The organism is Bacteroidota bacterium (assembly GCA_016720935.1).
In the GTDB taxonomy this organism is placed as follows: domain Bacteria; phylum Bacteroidota; class Bacteroidia; order AKYH767-A; family 2013-40CM-41-45; genus JADKJP01.
Window position 1 is genome coordinate 315,499 of record JADKJP010000006.1, and the last position, 22,629, is coordinate 338,127.

General features: G+C 41.1%; 22 protein-coding genes. 12 read left to right on the plus strand and 10 right to left on the minus strand.

What is annotated here, in order from left to right; translation table 11 throughout:
* Nucleotides 1–89 precede the first annotated feature (89 nt).
* A complete protein-coding gene (locus IPP86_09615; protein ID MBL0138772.1) occupies nucleotides 90–1,010 on the plus strand; it encodes a methyltransferase domain-containing protein in 921 nt (306 codons plus the stop codon).
* A gap of 81 nt (nucleotides 1,011–1,091) precedes the next feature.
* Here the strand turns inward: IPP86_09615 and IPP86_09620 are convergent, their stop codons facing one another.
* The 7 genes from IPP86_09620 to IPP86_09650 all read right to left on the minus strand — a co-directional run bounded on the left by IPP86_09620 (nucleotide 1,092) and on the right by IPP86_09650 (nucleotide 6,862).
* Nucleotides 1,092–1,379 (minus strand): hypothetical protein, encoded by a 288-nt coding sequence (locus IPP86_09620; protein MBL0138773.1) that lies wholly within the window; start codon nucleotides 1,377–1,379, stop codon nucleotides 1,092–1,094.
* A gap of 259 nt (nucleotides 1,380–1,638) precedes the next feature.
* Nucleotides 1,639–2,298, minus strand: a complete 660-nt coding sequence (locus tag IPP86_09625) for a DUF4159 domain-containing protein (GenBank protein ID MBL0138774.1) — start codon at nucleotides 2,296–2,298, stop codon at nucleotides 1,639–1,641.
* Nucleotides 2,299–2,319: 21 nt separating this feature from the next.
* Nucleotides 2,320–3,027 (minus strand): 16S rRNA (uracil(1498)-N(3))-methyltransferase, encoded by a 708-nt coding sequence (locus tag IPP86_09630; GenBank protein MBL0138775.1) that lies wholly within the window; start codon nucleotides 3,025–3,027, stop codon nucleotides 2,320–2,322.
* A 95-nt stretch (nucleotides 3,028–3,122) separates the two neighbouring features.
* Complete coding sequence (gene pckA, locus IPP86_09635) at nucleotides 3,123–4,739, minus strand: phosphoenolpyruvate carboxykinase (ATP) (protein ID MBL0138776.1); 1,617 nt, start codon at nucleotides 4,737–4,739, stop codon at nucleotides 3,123–3,125.
* A gap of 68 nt (nucleotides 4,740–4,807) precedes the next feature.
* Nucleotides 4,808–5,278: a hypothetical protein gene (locus IPP86_09640; GenBank protein MBL0138777.1), complete on the minus strand. Its 471-nt coding sequence runs from the start codon at nucleotides 5,276–5,278 to the stop codon at nucleotides 4,808–4,810.
* Nucleotides 5,279–5,423: 145 nt separating this feature from the next.
* A complete protein-coding gene (locus IPP86_09645) occupies nucleotides 5,424–5,813 on the minus strand; it encodes a DUF423 domain-containing protein (protein ID MBL0138778.1) in 390 nt (129 codons plus the stop codon).
* 50 nt (nucleotides 5,814–5,863) lie between these two features.
* A complete protein-coding gene (locus IPP86_09650; GenBank protein MBL0138779.1) occupies nucleotides 5,864–6,862 on the minus strand; it encodes a DUF4476 domain-containing protein in 999 nt (332 codons plus the stop codon).
* A 234-nt stretch (nucleotides 6,863–7,096) separates the two neighbouring features.
* Here IPP86_09650 and IPP86_09655 point away from each other — a divergent pair, with 234 nt between their 5' ends.
* Nucleotides 7,097–8,437 carry a saccharopine dehydrogenase NADP-binding domain-containing protein gene (locus IPP86_09655; GenBank protein MBL0138780.1) on the plus strand — a complete coding sequence of 447 codons (1,341 nt, stop codon included), beginning with the start codon at nucleotides 7,097–7,099 and terminating at the stop codon, nucleotides 8,435–8,437.
* On the opposite strand, the gene IPP86_09660 is transcribed toward IPP86_09655, so the two are convergent.
* The 3 genes from IPP86_09660 to IPP86_09670 form a co-directional block, all read right to left on the minus strand.
* Complete coding sequence (locus IPP86_09660; protein MBL0138781.1) at nucleotides 8,409–9,086, minus strand: methyltransferase; 678 nt, start codon at nucleotides 9,084–9,086, stop codon at nucleotides 8,409–8,411. The genes IPP86_09655 and IPP86_09660 overlap by 29 nt on opposite strands.
* A 139-nt stretch (nucleotides 9,087–9,225) precedes the next feature.
* Complete coding sequence (locus tag IPP86_09665) at nucleotides 9,226–9,747, minus strand: hypothetical protein (GenBank protein ID MBL0138782.1); 522 nt, start codon at nucleotides 9,745–9,747, stop codon at nucleotides 9,226–9,228.
* 69 nt (nucleotides 9,748–9,816) lie between these two features.
* Nucleotides 9,817–10,344, minus strand: a complete 528-nt coding sequence (locus IPP86_09670) for a 30S ribosomal protein S16 (GenBank protein ID MBL0138783.1) — start codon at nucleotides 10,342–10,344, stop codon at nucleotides 9,817–9,819.
* 590 nt (nucleotides 10,345–10,934) lie between these two features.
* Here IPP86_09670 and IPP86_09675 point away from each other — a divergent pair.
* The 10 genes from IPP86_09675 (at nucleotide 10,935) to IPP86_09720 (ending at nucleotide 22,562) form a co-directional block, all read left to right on the plus strand.
* Complete coding sequence (locus tag IPP86_09675; GenBank protein ID MBL0138784.1) at nucleotides 10,935–13,265, plus strand: UvrD-helicase domain-containing protein; 2,331 nt, start codon at nucleotides 10,935–10,937, stop codon at nucleotides 13,263–13,265.
* 112 nt (nucleotides 13,266–13,377) lie between these two features.
* On the plus strand, nucleotides 13,378–14,061 hold the full coding sequence (locus IPP86_09680) for a DUF4290 domain-containing protein (GenBank protein MBL0138785.1): 684 nt from the start codon (nucleotides 13,378–13,380) through the stop codon (nucleotides 14,059–14,061).
* 63 nt (nucleotides 14,062–14,124) lie between these two features.
* Complete coding sequence (locus tag IPP86_09685) at nucleotides 14,125–15,102, plus strand: fatty acid desaturase (protein ID MBL0138786.1); 978 nt, start codon at nucleotides 14,125–14,127, stop codon at nucleotides 15,100–15,102.
* A 190-nt stretch (nucleotides 15,103–15,292) separates the two neighbouring features.
* Nucleotides 15,293–16,606: a UDP-N-acetylglucosamine 1-carboxyvinyltransferase gene (murA, locus tag IPP86_09690; protein MBL0138787.1), complete on the plus strand. Its 1,314-nt coding sequence runs from the start codon at nucleotides 15,293–15,295 to the stop codon at nucleotides 16,604–16,606.
* Nucleotides 16,607–16,690: 84 nt separating this feature from the next.
* Nucleotides 16,691–17,218, plus strand: coding sequence for a TlpA family protein disulfide reductase (locus tag IPP86_09695; GenBank protein ID MBL0138788.1), 528 nt, complete (start codon nucleotides 16,691–16,693; stop codon nucleotides 17,216–17,218).
* 171 nt (nucleotides 17,219–17,389) lie between these two features.
* Complete coding sequence (locus IPP86_09700; GenBank protein MBL0138789.1) at nucleotides 17,390–17,953, plus strand: nucleotide exchange factor GrpE; 564 nt, start codon at nucleotides 17,390–17,392, stop codon at nucleotides 17,951–17,953.
* 63 nt (nucleotides 17,954–18,016) lie between these two features.
* Nucleotides 18,017–19,174: a molecular chaperone DnaJ gene (gene dnaJ, locus IPP86_09705; protein MBL0138790.1), complete on the plus strand. Its 1,158-nt coding sequence runs from the start codon at nucleotides 18,017–18,019 to the stop codon at nucleotides 19,172–19,174.
* A gap of 71 nt (nucleotides 19,175–19,245) precedes the next feature.
* Nucleotides 19,246–20,196, plus strand: a complete 951-nt coding sequence (locus IPP86_09710) for an ATP-binding cassette domain-containing protein (GenBank protein ID MBL0138791.1) — start codon at nucleotides 19,246–19,248, stop codon at nucleotides 20,194–20,196.
* Between the two features lie 43 nt (nucleotides 20,197–20,239).
* The gene (locus IPP86_09715) at nucleotides 20,240–21,571 is read left to right on the plus strand and encodes an ABC transporter permease (GenBank protein MBL0138792.1); all 1,332 of its coding nucleotides are present in this window, start codon (nucleotides 20,240–20,242) and stop codon (nucleotides 21,569–21,571) included.
* 58 nt (nucleotides 21,572–21,629) lie between these two features.
* Nucleotides 21,630–22,562, plus strand: coding sequence for a phosphatase (locus tag IPP86_09720; GenBank protein MBL0138793.1), 933 nt, complete (start codon nucleotides 21,630–21,632; stop codon nucleotides 22,560–22,562).
* Nucleotides 22,563–22,629: the final 67 nt, after the last annotated feature.

Consider the following 22,629-nt stretch of genomic DNA (forward strand, 5'->3'; position numbering starts at 1 on the left):
ATAGATAGTGCAATGCCTTTCGATCCAGGAATACTTTTTTCAAGGTGTTTTTTATCTTGGAATTGATCATATCAAATCATCACTCAGCCATGTCACACTTCCAGGAATCTAGTTATAAAGTACATCAGGATGGTCGCAAGTTTGTGGGTAAGGCTATTGAAGCCGTCATGAATAAGAACTCTGTTGATTACTGGCGACACGAGCGAATGTACAGCACCTTATTGCCATTGTTAAACAGTTACCCGAATGCATCTTGGCTGACTGTTGGCGATGGTAATTTCGGGAAGGATGCAAATTACATTCTGAGTAAGGGTGGAAATGCTTTAGCTACCGATCTGAACAATCCGTCTTTTGAATCTGCCCAGGAACAAGGGTTTATTAAGGAATTCAAGCTGGAGAATGCTGAAAAGCTGAGTTTTAATGATGGTAGTTTTGAATTTGCATTGTGTAAAGAAGCTTATCATCATTTTCCCAGACCTTATATCGCGATTTATGAGATGCTCAGAGTTACTTCTAAGGCAATTGTGCTCATAGAGCCGAATGATCAGGATACTTTATCGCTTCCCGACATGACCCTTGGAAACGGCATCTTTTGGTTCCTGAGAGCATTCGTAAAGACAATAAAAAATCTCTTTCGCAAACCGGTAAAACCCGCGCTTGATTATACCTTGTTTTATGAACCCGCGGGAAATTTTATATTCACTCTCAATTACCATGAGATGAAAAAAGTAGCGGTCGCATTAAACTTTCCTGCTATCGCCTACAAAGGATTTAATGATACTTATATCGAAGGAACAGGAGATGAAATGCTTGCGGATAAAGGCCCGATATACCGACATGTAGCCAAAGGAATCAGTAAGCGTGACAGACAAGTTAGTTTAGGATCCAATTTTCCAACCATGATCACCTTTATTATTTTTAAAACAGATCCCTCCAATACATGTGTGGAGTCCTTGAAGTCGAGCGGGTTTGTTTTTGAAAAATTGCCACGTAATCCTGTCATTGGCTGATTCTGTTCTCCATCGTTATCATAAAAAGAAAGCCGGAAATTAATTCCCGGCTTTCTTTTTATATTCTAAACCAAATAAAGTTCAGTTCAGATTTTTTAATTCTCTGTTTATGATGATGGTCAGACCAACTATGGATGCTTCTTCTCCGCTATTCCCTTTTTTATTTCTGTTCAGTAAAGCATCTGTTCTTTGTTGAGCAATGCCAAGAATATTTTTTTTAAAACTCATGTACATGGATGTGTTATTGCTTCTGGACTCCGTAACAAGTTCATCTACATCAATTCCAAGTTTCTCTGCGATCGCTTCAATTTTTTTAAAATAGCTTGACAATTTCGCCAGCTCCGGGTGTTTTTCAATGGTGAGTCTCATGTAACAAAGAATAAAAGCGTTGATGGGCTATTTATTACGCAGACAAGGAAATGAAAATTTTAACAACAGTCAATATTAATTTTGCCAAAACTCACGGATCATTTAATAAACGAAGTATATATTTCTAAAATGCAATTAACTAATTCATAATTGAGAATACATCAAATTTCTACTTAACATAATGTTGTCTTGATAATAATAAACTAACCTTCATGAATTTGGGGGAGAGCTAATTTCTTTTTCTGAATTTGTAAAAAAATCAAGGTTGATTAAATACATATTGCAGAAGATTAGCTCCCATTCTCAGAGCTTTCTGGTGCAACTCGGGTGAGTCTTTATGTACATCATAATCTTCCCAACCATCACCGAGGTCACATTCGTATGAATAAAAACATACAAGGCGGCCTTCGTAGATCAGTCCGAAACCCTGAGCAGGTTTTCCATCGTGTTCGTGAATTTTTGGCAAGCCTTCAGGGAATTCATACTTCTGGTGATAGATCGGATGCGAAAATGGAAGCTCAACAAAATCCAATTCAGGAAAAACTTTTTTCATTTGTGGCCTGACATAAGGATCAATTCCAAAATTGTCATCGATGTGAAGAAACCCTCCGCCAATAAGATATTTTCTCAAATTGTCGGCTTCAGCATTTGAAAGTACCCAATTGCCGTGACCGGTCATGTGTACTAATGGGTAATCAAATAATTCAGGACTTCCCGCTTCGACAATTGCCTGCTCAGTTTGGATGTTCGTTCCCAAATTCTGATTACAAAATTGAATGAGATTGGGAAGAGACGTTTCGAGGTTTGCATACCAGTCACCACCTCCATTGTATTTAAGCAGACCAATTTTAAAAGAAGGATCGCTTGCATTTGATGAAATGCCGGAGAGAATAAACAGAAGAAGGAGTAATCTTTTCATGAACTTGAACAGATACTATAATTATTTTGTAACGGCATTCATTGTTGCCAGTACAGCAGATGCCATGAGTCCGGCAGTTTCAGTTCGCAAACGTGAATTACCCAAAGATACAGGAATAAATCCTGATTTTTTTGCAAGTTCGATTTCCTCTTCATGGAAGTCACCTTCAGGCCCGATGAGTATCAATGCATCTTTCCCTGGTATATAAACATCCGCAAGGGATTGATCTGCGTCCATAGTACAGATGAATCGTGATCCATTGGCTTGATTTTCCATGAACTTTTTAAAATCGGTCATTGGATGCAGAATTGGAAGTTTGCCGTTCCACGATTGTTTTAACGCTGAAATCAGAATTTTATTCATTCTGTCCGGCTTCAATTCTTTTCTTTCCGAACGTCGGCAATTCAAAGGTGTTATTTCATCAATTCCAATTTCAGTTGTCTTTTCAAGAAACCACTCGAAACGTTCATTGTTTTTTGGAGGCGCTATGGCAATGTGCAGATGATAAGTTCGATCCGCTTGTTTGCCATAAATTCCTGTCACTTTTACCTGGCAATGCCTTGGGTCTGTGTTTTCAATTTCGGCCGTGTAGAATTTTCCCGATCCGTCAGTGAGGGCAATTTTGTCGCCTGAGCCATAACGTAGCACTTTAATGAGATGTTTGGATTCATCTTCAGGAAGAGTGAATGATGCAACTGGATCAATGTTGCTGGTAAAAAATAATTCCATTGTAGGCACCGGTTTCTTTTTCGAAATTACGTTAAGGGTATCAAATAAAAAAACCTTCTCTGTCAGAGAAGGTTTTTAATTCTTGTGAATTTTGCTCAGGCATTCACCACAAGTTTTGGTGCAGCATTGAGGATTTCCTCATTTGCATACTCCGCATACTGTGCAAAATTTTTCACGAAAGAAGCGGCAAGTGTTTGAGCTTTCGCATCGAATTCATTCTTGTCGTTCCAGGTATTACGTGGATTGAGAATTTCGTTTGGAACACCCGGGCAGGTTTTTGGCATAGCCAAACCGAAAACCGGCATTGTTTCAAACTGAACATTGTCTAACTCACCGTTCAGCGCCGCACTAATCATGGCGCGTGTGAATGATAATTTCATTCGTGAACCTACACCATATGATCCGCCTGACCAGCCGGTATTCACAAGCCATACGTTTACTTTGTGTTTTTTCAATTTTTCACCAAGAAGTTCAGCATATTTTGTCGGATGGAGTGGGAGGAAAGCTTTTCCAAAACATGCCGAGAATGTAGTTGTCGGTTCTGTAATTCCGACTTCTGTTCCGGCAACTTTAGCGGTGTACCCTGAGATAAAGTGATACATCGCTTGTCCTGCATCCAGTTTTGAAATCGGAGGCAACACACCAAAAGCATCGCAAGTAAGGAAGAAAATATTCTTTGGAATGCCGGCAATGGAGGGTTCCACAGCGTTTTCAATGTGATCAATTGGATAAGCAACACGGGTGTTCTCTGTCTTGCTTATATTTTCATAATCCACTTTTGTTGTGCCTTCGTAGAATTCAATATTTTCAACGAGTGCGCCAAAACGAATCGCATTGAAAATCTGAGGTTCTTTTTCTTTTGTAAGGTTTACACATTTCGCGTAACATCCTCCTTCAAAATTGAAAACGGTATTTTCCGCCCATCCATGTTCATCATCACCAATCAACCCGCGATTCGGATCTGCAGACAAAGTAGTTTTTCCTGTACCGGACAAACCAAAGAAAATTGCTGTATCGCCGGTTGGTCCGATATTGGCGGAGCAATGCATGGAGAGTACATTTTTTTCATGAGGTAAAACAAAATTGAGAACAGAAAAGATTCCCTTTTTGATTTCTCCTGTATAACCGGTACCTCCGATGAGAATTATTTTTTTTGCGAAATTGACAATAGCGAAATTACTCTGGCGGGTTCCATCGAGTTTCGGATCCGCATGAAAACCGGGTGCACATAAGATTGTCCATTCCGCTTTTGTTGTTTTCAAAATTTCTTCATTCGTAGGACGAAGGAAGAGATTATTCGCAAACAAATTTTGCCATGGTGACTCGGTGACAACACGAATGTTCAGTCTGTATTTTGGGTCAGCACAAGCATAAGCATCACGCACGTAAAGTGTTTTACTCTGGAAATAAGCAGTGACTTTTTCGTAGAGTCTGTCAAATTTTTCAGGATCGAATTTTATATTGATATCGCCCCACCAAACTGCTTTTTCTGTTTTTTCATCGCATACGATAAATTTATCTTTTGGTGAACGCCCGGTAAATTTTCCGGTGTCAACAGCAAGTGCTCCGGTATCGGTGAGCATACCTTCACCGCGGATAATTGTTTCTTCAACCAATTCTGCAGGACTTAAATTCCAGTAAGCATCAGAAAAATGCTTCAAGCCCAGATCAGCGATGGTTGCATCCTTCGCTTTTAATCCGAATTCATTCATGATCAAGTGATTTGTAGGTTGGGATTTTATTGGACAAAGTAAGGGAAAATTTATGAATTTGCCGAATTTCAGCGTCTGCGTTTGTGCTGGCAAGGGCGGTTTTCATAAATATTTACCCATTTTGCCGTTTTGAGTAATTCCTTTGTTCGGGCCACAAATTCAGCCTGTTGGGAAACATTCAATTCGTTCAATCGAAGACAAAAATCCGTTTCGCCTTCACGGCCCCAATTGGTTCTTTCATAATCAATAGTTTTCCCTATTTCCCCGGCATATTTTCCGATACTCTCCTCAAATTTCAAAAGATTGGGCCCGTCTGTACCCATTCCTATAGAAAAGAACACCACTGTTAATCTATAATTATCGGCATTTGAGCTATCGGTTGGAGCCGGCTCTGTTGCTTTTGTAACAGGAGGAGTAGAGGTTTCTGTATCCGCCTTTGCAGCAGTTGTTTCGGGAGCTTTTGTTGTTTCTTTGTGATTCTTACAAGAAGCAATCACAATAAGTGATGCAATCAAAAGAGATTGAGCCTTTTTCATCATGGAGAATTGTTTTCTTTACTTACTAATTTGAAATGTACAACAATATAGTATGGACTTAATCATATTCAGCTTGATTTTTTTAACATCCTGTTCCGGACTAATGAAATTTCTAAAAATCATGATTTACATCATGTGATTTTATTCATTATTTTTTTAAGGCCGCAAGGAGCAACAATACCCATCCACTGACAAAACAAAGTCCTCCGAGTGGTGTAATCGGGCCAAGGAATGATTTCCAACTGTCGATGCCAAGTATCTCCCGGGTTGCAAGTAGATAGATGGAGCCTGAAAATAAAATTACACCTGCAATAAAAAAGTAACCGGAATAATTCATTGCAGAAGAATTCATTTTTTCTGAAAGCAGAGCTACCAACAAAAGAGCCAATGCATGATAAAACTGATAGCGTACACCCGTTTCGAAGATTTGTAATGATTCCGGGCTTAATTTTGCTTTCAGAGCATGGGCGCCAAAAGCTCCGAGAAGTACAGCAAGTCCGCCAAGTAGCGCGCCAGAAATTAAAAATATTTTTTGCATAATGGGATATAAAAAAAGAGCTCTCCGAAGAGAGCTCCTGATGTAAATGTTTATTTACTGATGAATTTATTCAAGTCGTCAACAGAACTTTCGAATTCAAAAGCATCGTTGACTTTGTAATAATTCCCGATATCGTAAGTGTGACTGTACGCATATTTTGCATAATCCAGTCTTGTGTTTTCGAAATCAAAGAGTCCGAGTACTTCACGAACCTGTGCTGAAGTCAGGCAATTATTCTGTAAGACTTGTTTGGCAATGGTAAGTTTGGTATTTTCAAAATCCTTTGACTTGATTGTTTGCTTCATGCCTTCAAAATCACCGGGTGCCATCGGAACCGGACAACCATAAGGACCACTGTAGCCGGTAACATAAACAACTTGGGCAGGAGGAGGGTTAGAAACTACAACTGTATTTGCAGGAGTAATGTTGGAGGAGCTGTTGGTGGTAGTTACTGAATGAGTTGTAGTAGTTGTAGTGGTCGTGGAAGAAGTTCCGCTTTCCATTCCATCCATACCCATTCCGGATGCATTGATACTGATATTTCCACCCTGATCACCCATATTGATTCCCATGTTCAGACTTACATTATCAGAACCGGTGCCGGTTGTGGTTGTAGTTTGTGATTGCTGTACAGTTGTGGTTGTAACAGCGGCAGGAGGTGGAGTTGTTGAATACACTACAACCGTTTGGGTAGGGGCACTTGGTGGAGCCTGTGCAAGAGGAACAGCGCTGACATAACGGGTTACATATTCACCTTTTTTGTTTTGTTTAATATTCCATGTAACCTCGTTTCCCATTTCATTGAAATACATGTTCCAGTCGAGATAACCTAATTTAGTATCAGCGAACATAATGCGGCATTTGTAGTTTGGAGCATTTAATCCGGTGAGTTTTACGTTGGTTTCAGGTGTAGCATTTTGCAAAACGCCATTTAAAATTACCTGGAATTTTTCTCCGTTTTCTGCAAATAAAATTGCATTGTTGGATTGTGCAAAGGCAGTCATTGAAAACAATAGGACCAGGCCCAACAGGTAGATTGTTCTTTTCATAAGGGTAGTGTTGATATAAATGATTGTAGATTTTTGTGTTGTTTTTTGACCGAAACCAACATCGTGCCAAATATGCGTCAAAGATAATAATTTGATTCCTCGGGCATCCTGCCGGTGAGGAAAGAATACAATAACCGGTTGTTAATTAATTAATCTGTTCAAAATTCAAGGAATGCAGGGAAAGACGCATTAATTCAGGCCGGAAATGTACCTTCGCCACAAAAATTAGCATACATGCGAAATGTGCTTTTGATCGGTGCCGGCCGGTCTTCTTCTTATCTGATTCAGTACCTGTTGGAACATGCCGCGACCGAAGGCTGGACCCTTACCGTCGCGGATGTGACGGAACAGAATGCGAAAATGAAAATTGGCAATCATCCTTCCGGAAAAGCGATTCGTTTTGATATTCAGGATGAAAAGTTGCTTCAGTCAGAAGTTGGCAAATCGGAATTGGTAATATCCATGTTACCGGCTCATATGCATCTTCCTGTAGCGGTGGAATGTGTGAAACAGAAAAAAAATCTTGTAACGGCATCCTATGTTTCCAAAGAAATGCAGGAGCTTGATGCGGACGCTAAATCGAACGGAGTAATATTGTTGAATGAATGCGGACTCGATCCGGGCATTGACCACATGAGCGCGATGCAAATCATCCATGATCTTCAGTCTAAAGGAGCTGTCCTCGATTCTTTTAAATCTTTCACGGGCGGATTGGTCGCACCTGAATCAAATGATAACCCATGGGGCTATAAATTTTCCTGGAATCCCCGAAATGTTATTCTCGCCGGACAGGGTACTGCGCGTTATATTGAAAAAGGAAAATATAAGTACATCCCATACAACAGGCTTTTTGCCATGTCGGAGTCTTTTCATGTTGAAGGTCACGGTTCCTTCGATGGTTATGCGAACAGAGATTCACTTGCATACCGAAAAATTTACGGACTGAATAATATTCCTACTTTATTGCGCGGAACATTACGTCAGGAAGGTTTCTGCAAACGATGGAATGTTTTTGTTCAGCTGGGTCTTACCGATGATACTTATCAGATAGAAGACTCGGAACACCTTACGTATGCTGACTGGGTAGATGCTTACATTCCATCCAGGTTCACAGGGAAAACTGTGCGTGAACGTTTAGCTGCATTCCTTCAATGTTCTCCACTTGATCCGGTAGTAGAAGATATTGTATGGACAGGTATCCTCGAGCAACGTGTCATCAACCTGAAGAACGCAAGCCCTGCACAAATTTTACAGCAGCTGCTGGAAGAAAAATGGGTGCTGAGAGAATCTGACAAAGATCTGATCGTGATGCAACATTTGTTTGAATACAAATTAAACGGAAAAAATTATCTGCACACATCCTCGCTTGTCGTAAAAGGTGAAAATTCAGTTTATACCGCAATGGCACGTACAGTTGGAATTCCTGTGGCAATTGCGGCACGGTTTATATTGAATGGAACAATAAAAATGTCGGGAGTTCAGGTTCCTGTACACAAGGAAATATATGGTCCATTGCTGGAAGAATTAGCACGTACCGGTATTCATTTTACTGAGAAGACGAAGGAGTTGACTTGAGATTCAGGTAATACTCCTTTGTGAGTTTGATATAATTTTCTGTAAAGGAATTATCTTCTTCCTGTATAATAAGTTCTTCCTCCGTCAGCAATCCGAAGTGATAGCCGAATTCCATCATCAAACGTTTTTCTGCTTTTGATGCTTTTGTCTTAACTCTGATCAGGTGGTGACAAAACAATCCTTCGGAGTGAGCCTGGTCCATAAATTCCATACCTTCTTTAAAAGGGAGAATAACACAAAACCTTCCGGCAGGTGAAAGTATTTTTTTTACACCCTTAATCAATTCTCCAAAGGATAAACTGTCGTTGTGTCTGGCGTTGATTCGGGATTCATGGGAAGGTTTCGAAGCGTGTTGGAAATAGGGAGGGTTCGAAACAATGAGATCGTATTGCCCGGGGTTTTCGCTCACAAAATCCTGAAAAGACTTGTGAAAGATGTGTAAACGGTCGAACCAGGGAGAGATTCTGAAGTTTTCTTTTGCCTGCAGAAATGCGCCTTCGTCAATATCTATAGCATCTATTTGAGCAAGGGATTTTTGCGCGAGCATCAGCGCAATCAGGCCTGTTCCGGTACCAATATCAAGAATGCGTAATGCAGTGTAGGGCTGAACCCAGGAGCCCAGTAACACAGCGTCGGTGCCAACTTTCATGGCACATTTTTCCTGATGCACGGTAAATTGTCGAAACCGAAAAGTTGTATCGCTCATACATTTCTTACCTCCAAGATAGGTAAAAATAATGAACCGTAAATTACAATGGTATTAACGACAATTTACAGAATTCGCAGGGTCAGATGTCAAGATAAACCTGAATGAGGCCTTCCGGTAAATTCAAAAGAATTTGTTTCTTTTCTTCATCTACTTCTAAGAGCACCTGTTCGTTCAGGGGAAATAAAATCTCTTTGCCGTTTACTGTACAATGTGCCACCCATTGCATTGGTAATTCCTCCACTTCTTCGATAATTCCAAGTGCTCCGAATGCATTATCCACCGCGTTAAAACCTACAAGATCGGGCCAGTCGAGTGTCAGATCTTCCCGGATCTTTAGTTTCTCCGCATACACGGTTTGCTGAACCAGTTTTTTTGCATGTACTTCATTATCGACCTGCTCGAATTTCACAATCAGATCATCTCCTTTGCCGGAAAATTCAACAATAGCGAAAGGAACCGGGAGACCGTCAAGATCTATAAAAAGATAGCTGGCATTCTTCAGGGCAGATGCGTCAATATGTTCAAGGGCCAGGATTACCTGTCCTTTGTATCCGTGAACCTTACTGATAAACCCGACTTTGGTTAGTTTGGGCGCTTTCATGCTCTTCATTGACCTGAAATAAAAAATCCGTCCGGTAGATTTCCGGACGGATTTATAAGATTGAGTAGCTTATGCTTCAGCGGATGGTTCTCCTGCTTCAGCTTCACTTTCACCTTCAGCGGCAGCTTCAACCGGTGGAGGAGTATTCTTAACGCGAATTGATTCGAGTTTTGCTTCTTTCTTTTTAGCTTCATCAGCAAGACGAGCTTCACGTTCTTTCACCGTTTCATTTTTCAAACGGGAACGTTTCTCTTCGATCTTGTTGTTTTTGGATTCAAGCCATGCGGTATATTTCGCATCAGCGGCATCCTGTGTGATTGCACCTTTTGCAATACCTCTGTCGAGGTGACTGCGGAGCAATACACCTTTATAAGAAAGGATCGCACGACATGTGTCAGTAGGCTGAGCACCGTTTTTAAGCCACGTCAGGGCTTTGTCGTTGTCGATTTGAATGGTCGCGGGATTCGTGTTTGGATTGTAGTTACCGATAACTTCGATGAACTTACCATCTCTGGGAGCACGACTATCCGCTACCACGATGTGGTAATAAGCCTGGTGCTTTTTACCATGACGTGATAATCTGATTTTTACTGGCATCTTTAGAACTATTTGATGGTTTTTGGGTATCCTTACCGCCGACCAAGGCGGTTGAGCGTTCTCCTTACACTCTTTTAAAAGGAGCGCAAAGATGCATCATTTTCCCGAGAAAAACAAAATGATTTACAAGCTTTTAGCAAGTTTTGGCAGCCCTTATTTGCCTATAAATCAGCATTGTGTGTTTTTTATTAATTTTCGTGGTTGAATGAACTGGAAAATATCCGGAATCATTTTTAAGGGTGACGCGGACCAAGATTCTTCAAAATGGCAGTTTAATATTCTCGTTTAATTTCTATTCATGGTGTTGTCCAATATTTATTGCAAAAAAGCTCTTCAACAGAATCAAAATAAGCCAACCGATACTCCTCTCAAAATAATGACCATCAGATGAGGTGTTTTAACACAGTGGACATCATGATTTGAAAAAAACCTGAAGAAGGGCAAGACCTTGATTTCACTTTTGGTTTCTTTAAGAATTCGTTGAAAAGAACCCGGCAGGAACAAACTCTCTTGATTTAAAAAAAGTATTTTTGAGGAATCTAATTCTTGGCATCAGGGAATCTGTTCCCGTTGCCGTTCAAACTGAGTCAATGAAGTCGAATTACCTGGAACAGTTAAATGAAGCGCAAAGAGCCGCGGTGGTGCAAACCGACGGACCTGTAATGATTATTGCCGGTGCAGGGTCTGGGAAAACAAGGGTATTGACTTACAGGATTGCCCACCTGTTGGAAAAGGGAGTGGATGCATTCCATATTTTATCATTGACATTTACCAACAAGGCGGCACGTGAAATGCGTGAACGTATTGAACGAATAGCGGGAAATGAAGCGAAGAATTTATGGATGGGAACATTTCACGCGGTCTTTGCAAAAATCCTCCGTATTGAAGCTGAGAAGTTAGGTTTTCCATCAAACTTTACAATTTACGACACAGACGATTCGAAAAGCCTGCTGAAAGATATTGTGAAAGAGCAGGGGCTGGATGATAAGATTTACAAACCGGATGTTGTGCTTCACAGAATTTCCGCGGCAAAAAATAATTTGTACTCGTGGAAAGAATATCAGGACAATGCGAGTTTTGTGAGTGATGATCATAGCAGTGGTCGTCCTAAGATTGGGCACCTCTACGAATTGTATGTGAAACGCTGTTTCAAAGCGTCCGGAATGGATTTCGACGATTTGCTTTTCAACATGCATATCCTCTTATCCAGATATCCCGACATTCTCCACAAATACCAGCACAAGTTCAGATATATTCTTGTCGATGAGTTTCAGGATACAAATTTCGCGCAATACTCTGTATTGAAGAAGTTATCCGCCGCGTTCGAAAATATTTGCGTTGTAGGTGATGATGCACAATCGATTTATGCATTCCGTGGTGCGAATATTCAGAACATTCTTTCTTTCGAAAGGGATTTTCCGGATCTGAATGTTTTCAAACTGGAACAAAATTATCGTTCAACAAAAAATATTGTACACGCTGCCAATAGTGTGATTGATAAAAACAAAGGGCAGCTGAAAAAGAATGTCTGGACGGAGAATGATCTGGGTGAAAAAATTTCACTCATGCGGGCTTTGAGTGATAATGAAGAAGGTGTAATGGTTGCCAATTCCATCTTTGAAACGAAGGTGAACAGGCAATGGAGAAATAAGGACTTTGCAATTCTTTACCGAACCAACGCGCAATCGAGGGCAATGGAAGAAGCTCTCCGGAAGATGAACATTCATTACCGTATTTACGGTGGATTGTCTTTTTACAAAAGGAAAGAAATTAAAGATCTTCTCGCATATTTTCGTCTGGTTATTAATCCGCACGATGAAGAAGCTTTGAAACGGATCATCAATGTTCCTGCGAGGGGAATCGGTAAAACGACTATTGAAAAAATGACTGTGGTGAGTTCTGAGAAGGACAAAAGTCTGTGGCAATTGATAGAAGATCCTTTTCAAAATCCGTGTGCTTTCAACAGCGGTACATTGGGAAGGATTCAGGATTTTGTGACCATGATCAAAAGTTTCGCGGTTCGTCTGAAAACTGAAAATGCATTTGATCTGGCATCGGGAATTTCCACTTCAACGGGTTTGCTTCGTGAATTGTATTCCGACAAAACACCGGAAGGACTGAGCAGGTATGAAAACGTTCAGGAGTTATTGAATGGTATTAAGGAATTTGTTGAAACAGGAAGAAGCATCACTCCTCGAGGTGATGAAGAGTTGAATCAGGATCCGGAAGCTATTCGTACACTGGATCAGTTTATGCAAGATATCTCTTTGCTAACTGATGCGGATGATGAAGATCCGGAGAATGATGATAAAGTGAGTCTGATGACAATTCATGCAGCAAAAGGTCTGGAGTTCCCTGCTGTGTTTATTGTAGGACTGGAGGAAAACTTATTTCCATCTCAGATGTCCATGGATTCAAGGGAGGATTTGGAAGAAGAACGCCGGCTTTTTTATGTTGCGATCACCCGTGCTGAAAAGAAGTTGACTATCTCATTTGCGAATTCACGATACAAATGGGGAAATCTCATCAATTGTGAACCCAGTCGTTTTATCGAAGAGATCGATCCGGATTTTGTTGAAGAAGTCGGAGGTCAAAATCACAAGCATCATGGCAATTTGTTCTTCGATCAGCACATGGAAGAAAGGTGGGATCCGCGACCTGTAAAAAAGGATACTCCCCTGGTGAAAAAGCCGGTACAGCATCTCAAGAAAATTGACTCTTCCGAAGTAGAAAATTTTGTTTCCGATGATGCCAATCTGATCCAGGCAGGTATGCAGGTTGAACATCAGCGTTTTGGCCCCGGAAAGGTATTATTGGTCGAAGGAAAGGCATCTGACCTGAAGGCGACGATATTTTTTCAGGGATTTGGCCAAAAACAGCTGCTTTTGAAGTATGCAAAACTGAAGATCATTGGAAGTTGAGTTTGTTTTGAATATATTTGTTCGCGAGACGAAAATTCCTCCACCGGGTTATTTATCAAATTAGTTCATTACACCGGGAAGGATTCGCTTAATTTCCCTTTATTTTTTATACATGTCAAAAACACAAAAGAAAAGTTCATTCGTGGACTGGAGTGCTGGTATGGATTACAACAGCCAGCGTGAATTACTTCCAATTTCAGAGTATGGAAGAAGTATTCGCAACATGGTTACCTACGCCGTTACCATTGAAGACCGCGACGCGAGAAACAAAGCTGCTCAGGCAATAGTTACAGCCATGGCTTGTCTGAACCCACAGGTTCGGGAGCTGGTTGATTATAAACACAAACTGTGGGATCATTTGTTTATTCTCTCTGATTTCAAACTGGACGTTGATTCTCCATTTCCGATTCCTTCGAAAGAAGTGGTAAAAGCAAAACCTCGTCAGCTTCATTATCCTACCAGTGATATTCGTTACAAGTATTATGGTAAGGTCATGGAAGCCATGATCCGCAAAATTGCAGAAATGGAAGAAGGTCCGAGAAAAGAACAGATTACTCAGAACCTGGCCAATTTCATGAAGATGTCATACCTGACATGGAATAAGGATACTGTAGATGATTCCACAATCCTGAAACATCTCGAAGAGTTATCCGCAGGAAATCTCCGCTTGCATGAATCGGCCAAGCTGAATCATACCGCAGAAATACTCGCGATGAACAAGGAGAAGATGCAAAGAGAAAACGCTTTGAAGAACAAGAATAAACGAATGATCAAAGGAAAAGGAAAGAGAAAATAATCCGGGTCTTTTAATCCGGAATTTTCCCCTCAGTAATTTATTATTCATTTCTGAAATTCAACAATGAGCTCTAACAAATCTTTCAGTTATTCCGATGAACCGGAACCACATAAACAACGCACGAAACAAATTCTTGCGAGTCACCCGGATGTAAGACAATTGATCGGAAAAAATCCGTACACAATTCTGGCGATTCTTTTCTGTGTCGGTTCAATGATTTTTTTGGCATGGTATCTCCGCGACTCACCCTGGTGGGCAATGTTGCTGGTCGCATACCTGGTGGGTGCATTCTTCAACCACGCATTGTTTGTACTCATTCACGAGTGTTCGCACAACCTTCTGTTTAGGAAAAAATTCTGGAATTACGTCGCGTCGATTGTCGCGAATCTTCCACATGGTTTACCAAGCGCAGTATCCTTTACCCGCTATCACCTGATGCATCATTCCTACCAGGGGCATCACGATTGGGATGCGGATCTTCCGGATTTCTGGGAGGCGCGTTTGTTTGGAAATAATTTTTTCAGCAAAGCCTTATGGTTGTTTCTCTTCCCGTTTTTCCAGTTGATCAGGACTTTCCGTTTGAAAACAATAAAACCAATTGATGGCTGGATTGTAACAAACTGGGTTGTTCAATTTGCATTCGATGCGGCGATATGGATATTGTGGGGACCTCAGGCATTTTTGTTTCTGTTGCTTAGTTTTTTCTTCTCCGTAGGGTTGCATCCATTAGGAGCGCGCTGGATCCAGGAGCATTATCTTACCCTGGATGAGAAGCAGGAAACTTACAGTTATTATGGTCCTCTCAATATCGTTGCCTTCAATGTTGGTTTTCACAATGAACATCACGATTTTCCCAGCGTACCGTGGAACAAATTGCCTGAAATAAAAAGCAAAGCGCCGGAATATTATAATCCGCTGAAGCACCATCGCTCCTGGACAGCTTTATTCTTTCGATTTTTATTTGACAATAAAATCACACTGCATTCCCGAATGGTTCGTAAAGAGAAGGCGAGGGCACCAGTGACGGAACAGAACAATTGATTAAAGAGAACTACCAACTTAAATGAACGCCGGAATAGCCGGCGTTTTTCATTTGGTAATGTTCAAAACTTTTAAACGCAGGTCATTCTCTTTCACTTCGCCTCTCTTATTTCGTAGTGTAATTCAAGGGTAAATTTACCCATGGAACAATTCATCGAAAATCTATCTTAATCCGGTAAAACACAGTGTGATGGGAAATAGTTTTGAAGTAGTAGGCGGTTTGGAATTGCATGGGGAGATCACTCCTCAGGGAGCGAAGAATGAGGCTTTACAAATTATCTGCGCCACACTGCTGACGCCGGAAAAAGTTCTGATCCGCAACATTCCCGATATCCGTGATGTAAATAAACTCATCGAATTGTTGCAGCACATGGGTGTTCATGTTGAACAAACAGGTGTACTCAAAGGTGAATTTACATTTGAAGCGAAGAATATTAATCTGGACTATCTGGATACTTCCGAATTCAAAAAGCAGGCTGCTGCTTTAAGAGGATCCATCATGATTGTTGGCCCATTACTGGCAAGGTTTGGCAAAGCACGTATTCCAAAGCCGGGTGGTGACAAGATTGGCAGAAGACGTTTGGATACTCACTTCATCGGTTTCCAAAAACTGGGCGCGGAATTCGAATACAACGACAAGGACAGTTTTTACAATGTCCACGCGAAGAAGTTGAAGGGATGCTACATGTTGCTTGATGAAGCTTCAGTAACCGGAACAGCCAATATTGTGATGGCGGCTGTGCTTGCAGAGGGAAAGACTACGATTTACAATGCCGCTTGTGAGCCTTACCTCCAACAGTTGTGTAAAATGCTGAACAGGATGGGAGCAAAGATTCATGGCATCGGCTCAAATCTCCTGGAAATAGAAGGAGTTGCAAGTCTGAAGGGAACAGAACACAAACTGCTGCCGGATATGATTGAGATTGGCTCATTCATCGGTCTGGCAGCTATGACCAAATCTGAAATCACTATCAAGGATGTAAGCTTTGAAAATCTGGGAGTAATACCCGGAGTTTTTGAAAGGATGGGAATCAGGATGGAACTTCGGGGTGATGATTTGTTTATTCCAAGACAGGAGCATTACGAAATAGAAACATTCATCGATGGATCCATACTTACAGTAGCGGACGCGATATGGCCGGGATTTACTCCGGACTTATTGAGTGTCATTCTCGTTACGGCTACACAAGCAAATGGAACAGTACTCATTCATCAGAAGATGTTTGAAAGCCGTTTGTTCTTTGTCGATAAACTGATTGATATGGGAGCTCAGATCATTCTTTGTGATCCGCACAGGGCAACAGTGATTGGATTGAACCGGAAGTTCCCATTGCGTGCAATCCAAATGACATCGCCGGATATACGGGCAGGGGTAGCCTTATTGATCGCCGCAATGTCTGCTAAAGGAAAAAGCGTAATTCACAATATCGAACAGATCGACCGGGGTTATCAACGGATCGACGAACGACTGAATGCCCTGGGTGCCAGTATTACAAGGGTTTAGGCTTCAGTTTTTCTGGTTTAATAACTATATTTGCAGACTGATTGGCAGGATTCTTGACCAATTGTAGCCTTCAAAACCTATAAAATGAAAAAAATAGCAATTTTAGCATTTATCGTTCTTGTAAAATCTTGGTTTTCAGGAGTTTCTGCTCAGCAATTACCTGTTGGAACCGAGATTGGGAACATAGCTCCGGATATTAAGTTGAACACACCGGACGGAAAACCACTTCCACTTTCTTCCCTCCGCGGTAAAATTGTATTGATTGATTTCTGGGCTTCCTGGTGCGGTCCATGCAGAATGGAAAACCCTAATGTTGTAAAAGCATACCAAAAATATAAAGCCGCAAAATATCAAAAAGCCAAGGGTTTTACTGTTTATAGTGTTTCCCTTGACAAAGCAAAGGATCCCTGGATGAACGCCATCAAACAGGATGGTTTGGAATGGCCGAACCACGTAAGTGATCTGAAATGGTGGTATTCTGATGCAGCTAAAATGTATGGTGTTCAGGCTATACCAACCAATTGGCTGATTGATGAAAAAGGAGTAATCATTGCCAAAGACCTGAGGGGGGCAACTCTCGAGCAACAGCTTGAAAAACTGATTGTTAAGTAATCCAATAATTTCTTCAAAAAAAGACAGAAGGACCTGTGTTCTTCTGTCTTTTCATTTATACGCTGACAAATTGGCTTTTATACACGCATGGCAAAATCCTTGAGAAAGCAGAAAGCCTTTAGTTTTAGAAAAATATTTAACCGGGAAAAGGAAATGAAGTCAAAGCAGGATATGAACGAGACAATAGACCAGAATTCAGAAGGAAAAACCAGCAATTTTGATGAGAATGCAACCAGCAAAGTAACAGAGGAAGGTGCATTGCCTGCAGCAGAAGAAGCGGAAGCAGATCCGGTTGCAAAACTGGAAGCAGAATTATCGGAAACCAAGGATCGTCTTCTGCGGATGTTCTCGGAATTTGATAATTACAAAAAACGGGTAGCGCGCGATCGTATAGAGCAGAATAAAATGGCCGGTGCGGAAATTTTTCTTTCCATTCTTCCGGTGATTGATGACATGGAGCGTGCAATGAAATCTTTTCCACAAACACAGGAAGTGGAATCTATCCGTGAAGGAATTCAACTTATCTACAATAAAATCAAATCAACCACTGAGGCTAAGGGATTAAAAGCAATGGAATCTGTGGGAAAAGTATTTGATGCTGATCTGCACGATGCGATTACCAATGTTGCGGCTCCTTCGGCAGATTTAAAAGGAAAAGTGATTGAAGAAGTTGAAAAAGGATATTATCTCAATGATAAAGTTATCCGTCATGCGAAAGTTATCGTGGGGAATTAATTTCTCTGTCCGATGATGCTCATTTTTTTTTAGAATAGACCTGTTACAGCTGAATAAAGAATTATGTCCAAAAGAGATTATTACGAAGTACTGGGAGTACAAAAAAGTGCGTCTGAAGCTGAAATCAAAAAGGCTTACAGGCAAATGGCTTTGAAGTATCACCCTGATAAAAATCCCGGTAATAAGGAAGCGGAGGATAAATTCAAAGAAGCAGCGGAAGCCTATGAAGTTCTGAGCAACGCAGAGAAAAAGCAACGCTACGATCAGTACGGACATCAGGGTGTTGGAGGAAATGGTGGATTTGGTGGCGGTGGTGGAATGAATATGGAAGATATTTTCTCTCATTTCGGGGATATCTTCGGATCTGAAGGAAGTCCTTTTGAAAGTTTTTTTGGAGGAGGCAGAAGTGGAGGAGGCAGAAGAGTTAACCGGGGAACAAATCTTCGCATCAAAGTGAAGTTAACCCTTGAGGAAATCGCTCACGGTGTTGAGAAGAAAATAAAAGTTAACAAACAAGTTGCCTGCTCAACCTGTAAAGGTTCAGGAGCGCAGGATGGTGGTTCTTTTAACCGTTGTACAACTTGCGCAGGAACAGGACAGGTACACAGGGTTACAAATACCTTCATCGGACAGATGAGGACTACAACGACTTGTCCTACCTGTCATGGCGAAGGCCAGACAATTACTGATAAATGTAAATCCTGTTCTGGATCCGGGGTTCAGAGAGGAGAGGAAGTAATTTCCATCAATATCCCGGCTGGTGTGGGTGAAGGTATGCAGCTCACTGTGAGTGGCAAAGGTAATGCTGCTGAACGCGGAGGAATCCCCGGTGATTTACTTATTGTAATTGAAGAGGCACATCATCCGCATTTTCACCGCGATGGAAACCACCTCCTGCACGATTTGTATCTGAACTTTGCCGATGCCGCTCTTGGAATATCCGTTGAGATTCCTACACTTGAGGGTAAAGCAAAGGTCAAGATCGACGCCGGTACTCAGGCAGGGAAAGTTCTCCGTTTGAAAGGCAAAGGGCTCCCGTCTGTGAATAGTTATGGAAGAGGAGATTTGCTTGTTAACATCAATGTATGGACACCTCAGCATTTGTCATCTGAGGAAAAGAAACTTTTGGATCAGCTTCGGAACTCTCCGAATTTTAAACCCAATCCCGGAAAAGGAGATAAAAGTTTCTATGATAAAATGAAGGAGTTTTTTCATTCCTGATTCTAAAATTTAATTTTGATCCCCGGCTTTTTTGAGCCGGGGATTCTTATTTTTGATGAATTATATTCACTATGAACATCATTGAAATTGAAAATGTAACCAAGCGATATGCCGGTCATGTTGCTTTGCGGGATGTGACACTTCATATTCCGGACCAAAGTGTGTATGGACTGTTGGGTCCTAATGGAGCGGGAAAAACTTCGCTGATCAGAATCGTTACACAAATAACAGCTCCGGATTCCGGCCGAATACTTTTCAAAGGACAGCCGCTAACAGAAAAGCATATTGGGCACATGGGATACTTGCCTGAAGAACGCGGATTGTATAAGAAAATGGAAGTCGGAGAACAGGCACTCTATCTGGCTCAGCTGAAAGGACTGTCAAGGGCTGAAGCGATGAAGAAATTGAAATACTGGTTCGAAAAATTTGAGATTCAAACCTGGTGGAAAAAGAAAGTGGAGGAATTATCCAAAGGGATGGCACAGAAAGTTCAATTCATAACAACAATTCTTCACGATCCTGATTTTTTAATTCTGGATGAACCGTTTACCGGTTTCGACCCGATCAATGCTGAATTGATAAAGAATGAATTGCTTGAACTTAAAAACAAAGGAGTAACGATTGTGCTTTCCACTCACCGTATGGAAAGTGTGGAAGAGTTGTGCAGTCACATTGCTTTGATCAATAACGCGGAAGTCATTCTGGAGGGAGCAGTGAAAGACGTTAGAAAACAGCATAAGTCCAACTCTTTTGAAATTCAATATGTCGGAAATAAAATAGCTTTTACAAATGCATTGTGGACAGGATTTGAATTGCTCGATCTGAAGGAAGATTCGGATCATCAGTTGGCGAAGATCAGAATGTTGGGGAAACATACTACCAATGAACTTCTGCAATTGCTGATTCCTAATGTTGAGATCCTTGGGTTCAGGGAAATAATTCCGAGCATGAATGATATTTTTATTCAGAAAGTAAATGAAGCTACGGAATTGTCCTCCAGGGGAGCTGTTGTAAACGTTTAATATTAATTGGTTCAGATTAAAGTTATTTTCATTACTTATTTCCATGAATAAAATTCTGCTTGTCATTCGCCGGGAGTATCTTACCCGCATCCGGAAGAAATCATTCCTGCTGATGACCATCCTGGGTCCAGTACTCATGGGAGGTATCTTCGTTGTCGCGTTTATGCTGGATCGGGTCGACACCGAAGTCAAGACGATCGCGGTCATTGATGATTCGCATCTTTTCGATGGTAAATTCAAAGACAATGAGCGTCTGCATTTCATGTACACACAGGATCCTGTCGACTCTGTGAGAAAAAGAAGTAAGACCAATGGGATTTTTGGTGTGCTGTACATTCCTGCCACACCAAACGTGGCATTGCTTGAAAAAGCGGTTACTTTTTATTCTGAATCACAACCCGGACTGGATGTGATTTCAAAGATAAAATTCACTATCGAAAAAGAAATCAATACCTATAAATACATTGAAGCGGGAATTGATGAAGAGAAATTAAAATCCATTCGTACGGATGTGGATATCCGAACGCGTGATATGAAAAATCAGGAGACGAGTACTCCTCTCACCTCCGGCCTTGGTTTTGCCGGTGGCTTGCTGATCTATCTCTTTATATTCATTTATGGCGCAATGGTGATGCGAGGGGTGATGGAAGAAAAAACAAGCCGTATTGTTGAAGTGATTATTTCTTCTGTGAAACCCTTTCAGTTAATGATGGGAAAAATTGTGGGTGTAGCTTTGGTTGGTCTTACTCAGTTTTTGCTTTGGGTTGTCTTGAGTTTTGTGGTCTACGGTGGAGTGACTTCCGTGATGATGAATGGAAAAACTGAGAAGGAAAAAATCGAGACCATGATGAAAGTACAACCCGGAATGTCAGGCAATCCTGCATTGCAACAGCAGCTGATGCAACCTGAAGGAGAAACCGGAGCTAAAATATCGGAGATGATGTCATCGATTAATTTTCCACTGCTGATCGCAATGTTTATTTTCTATTTTCTCGCCGGTTACCTGCTCTACAGTGCCTTGTTCGCGGCAATTGGCGCGGCTGTTGATTCGGAAACAGATACCCAGCAATTTATGTTACCGGTGACGATACCTTTGATTATAGCGTATGTAGCGGCAATAAATGTGATCAATAACCCTCAGGGGAATGTCGCCTTCTGGTTTTCTATAATTCCATTTACTTCTCCGATTGTAATGATGGTCAGAATACCTTTTGGGGTTCCTGCTTACCAGATCATTTTGTCTATGGTATTGCTGATCATCGGATTTATCTTTACTACCTGGATAGCAGGCAAGATTTATCGTACCGGAATTCTCATGTACGGTAAAAAGGTCTCGTATAAAGAAATGTGGAAATGGTTACGTTACCACAATTGAGATTTTTTCCGGGATTGATCCTAATGGATTGTTGAAATTAACCCGGACACCCTGCTCTATGAAGCACGCTATTCTTGATCTTGGTACAAATACTTTTCTTCTGCTTATTGTGGAAGCGGAATCGGATTTGACATTTAAAATTCTTCATCAGTCAAAAAGAGTTGTGAAACTTGGTGAGGGCGGCATAGGGAAAAACCATATACAGAAACCGGCATTTAAAAGAGGAGTTCGGGCACTTCTCTCACTTCAAAATACGATCAGGAAATTTGAAGTCAGAGAAGTTCATGCATTTGCTACATCAGCGATTCGGAGCGCGGATAACGGGATAGATTTTGTGAAAGACGTGTATGCAGCTACAGGAATCGAAATACAGGTTATCAAAGGTGCTGAGGAAGCGGAACTGATTTATTATGGAGTTCGTCAGTGTGTAATTCTGGATGAAAAGCCTGTCCTCATTATGGATATTGGCGGAGGAAGTATAGAATTTATCCTTTGTAATGAAAGTGGTTTGATTTGGAAACACAGTTATAATATCGGAGTAGCACGATTGCTGGAACACTTTTCACCTTCTGATCCGATCACCGGAAGTCAAATTCATGAAATAGAGACTTACCTGGATGATCAATTATCAGGCTTATCGGAAATGATGAGTAAGTACCCTGTTAGAAGAGTCATCGGTTCTGCCGGGTCATTTGAATCTTACACAGATATTGTCGGATACAAGAATTTTGGGAAAGCGCTCAGCAATAGTTCGTTAAGTTATGAATTTGATTTGAAGCAGTATTTTGATCTGCACAATTATTTGATTCAATCTACAAGAAGTCAGCGACTGAGCTTAAAAGGATTGTTGCGGATGCGTGTAGACATGATTGTTCTGGCCAGTATCGTTACCAATTTTGTGATGAAGAAATATTCGATTTCGAGAATGGAATATTCGGCTTATTCATTGAAGGAAGGCGCATTGTTGAACAGGTTACAAATAAAGAGCTGAGTTTTAATTCATCATTTTCCTTTTCATTCCGACCGCCTTAATTTGAGTGTATATTAATCCGAATCGC

Coding starts and splice junctions, on each gene's coding strand:
- IPP86_09645 (MBL0138778.1), bottom strand. CDS start 5,813: ATGCAAAAAATATTTTTAATTTCTGGCGCGCTACTTGGCGGACTTGCT.
- IPP86_09675 (MBL0138784.1), top strand. CDS start 10,935: ATGAAGTCGAATTACCTGGAACAGTTAAATGAAGCGCAAAGAGCCGCG.
- IPP86_09665 (MBL0138782.1), bottom strand. CDS start 9,747: ATGAAAGCGCCCAAACTAACCAAAGTCGGGTTTATCAGTAAGGTTCAC.
- IPP86_09655 (MBL0138780.1), top strand. CDS start 7,097: ATGCGAAATGTGCTTTTGATCGGTGCCGGCCGGTCTTCTTCTTATCTG.
- IPP86_09630 (MBL0138775.1), bottom strand. CDS start 3,027: ATGGAATTATTTTTTACCAGCAACATTGATCCAGTTGCATCATTCACT.
- pckA (MBL0138776.1), bottom strand. CDS start 4,739: ATGAATGAATTCGGATTAAAAGCGAAGGATGCAACCATCGCTGATCTG.
- IPP86_09650 (MBL0138779.1), bottom strand. CDS start 6,862: ATGAAAAGAACAATCTACCTGTTGGGCCTGGTCCTATTGTTTTCAATG.
- IPP86_09615 (MBL0138772.1), top strand. CDS start 90: ATGTCACACTTCCAGGAATCTAGTTATAAAGTACATCAGGATGGTCGC.
- IPP86_09700 (MBL0138789.1), top strand. CDS start 17,390: ATGAACGAGACAATAGACCAGAATTCAGAAGGAAAAACCAGCAATTTT.
- IPP86_09710 (MBL0138791.1), top strand. CDS start 19,246: ATGAACATCATTGAAATTGAAAATGTAACCAAGCGATATGCCGGTCAT.
- IPP86_09720 (MBL0138793.1), top strand. CDS start 21,630: ATGAAGCACGCTATTCTTGATCTTGGTACAAATACTTTTCTTCTGCTT.
- IPP86_09670 (MBL0138783.1), bottom strand. CDS start 10,344: ATGCCAGTAAAAATCAGATTATCACGTCATGGTAAAAAGCACCAGGCT.
- IPP86_09715 (MBL0138792.1), top strand. CDS start 20,240: ATGAATAAAATTCTGCTTGTCATTCGCCGGGAGTATCTTACCCGCATC.
- dnaJ (MBL0138790.1), top strand. CDS start 18,017: ATGTCCAAAAGAGATTATTACGAAGTACTGGGAGTACAAAAAAGTGCG.
- IPP86_09620 (MBL0138773.1), bottom strand. CDS start 1,379: ATGAGACTCACCATTGAAAAACACCCGGAGCTGGCGAAATTGTCAAGC.
- IPP86_09680 (MBL0138785.1), top strand. CDS start 13,378: ATGTCAAAAACACAAAAGAAAAGTTCATTCGTGGACTGGAGTGCTGGT.
- IPP86_09660 (MBL0138781.1), bottom strand. CDS start 9,086: ATGAAAGTTGGCACCGACGCTGTGTTACTGGGCTCCTGGGTTCAGCCC.
- IPP86_09640 (MBL0138777.1), bottom strand. CDS start 5,278: ATGATGAAAAAGGCTCAATCTCTTTTGATTGCATCACTTATTGTGATT.
- murA (MBL0138787.1), top strand. CDS start 15,293: ATGGGAAATAGTTTTGAAGTAGTAGGCGGTTTGGAATTGCATGGGGAG.
- IPP86_09695 (MBL0138788.1), top strand. CDS start 16,691: ATGAAAAAAATAGCAATTTTAGCATTTATCGTTCTTGTAAAATCTTGG.
- IPP86_09625 (MBL0138774.1), bottom strand. CDS start 2,298: ATGAAAAGATTACTCCTTCTTCTGTTTATTCTCTCCGGCATTTCATCA.
- IPP86_09685 (MBL0138786.1), top strand. CDS start 14,125: ATGAGCTCTAACAAATCTTTCAGTTATTCCGATGAACCGGAACCACAT.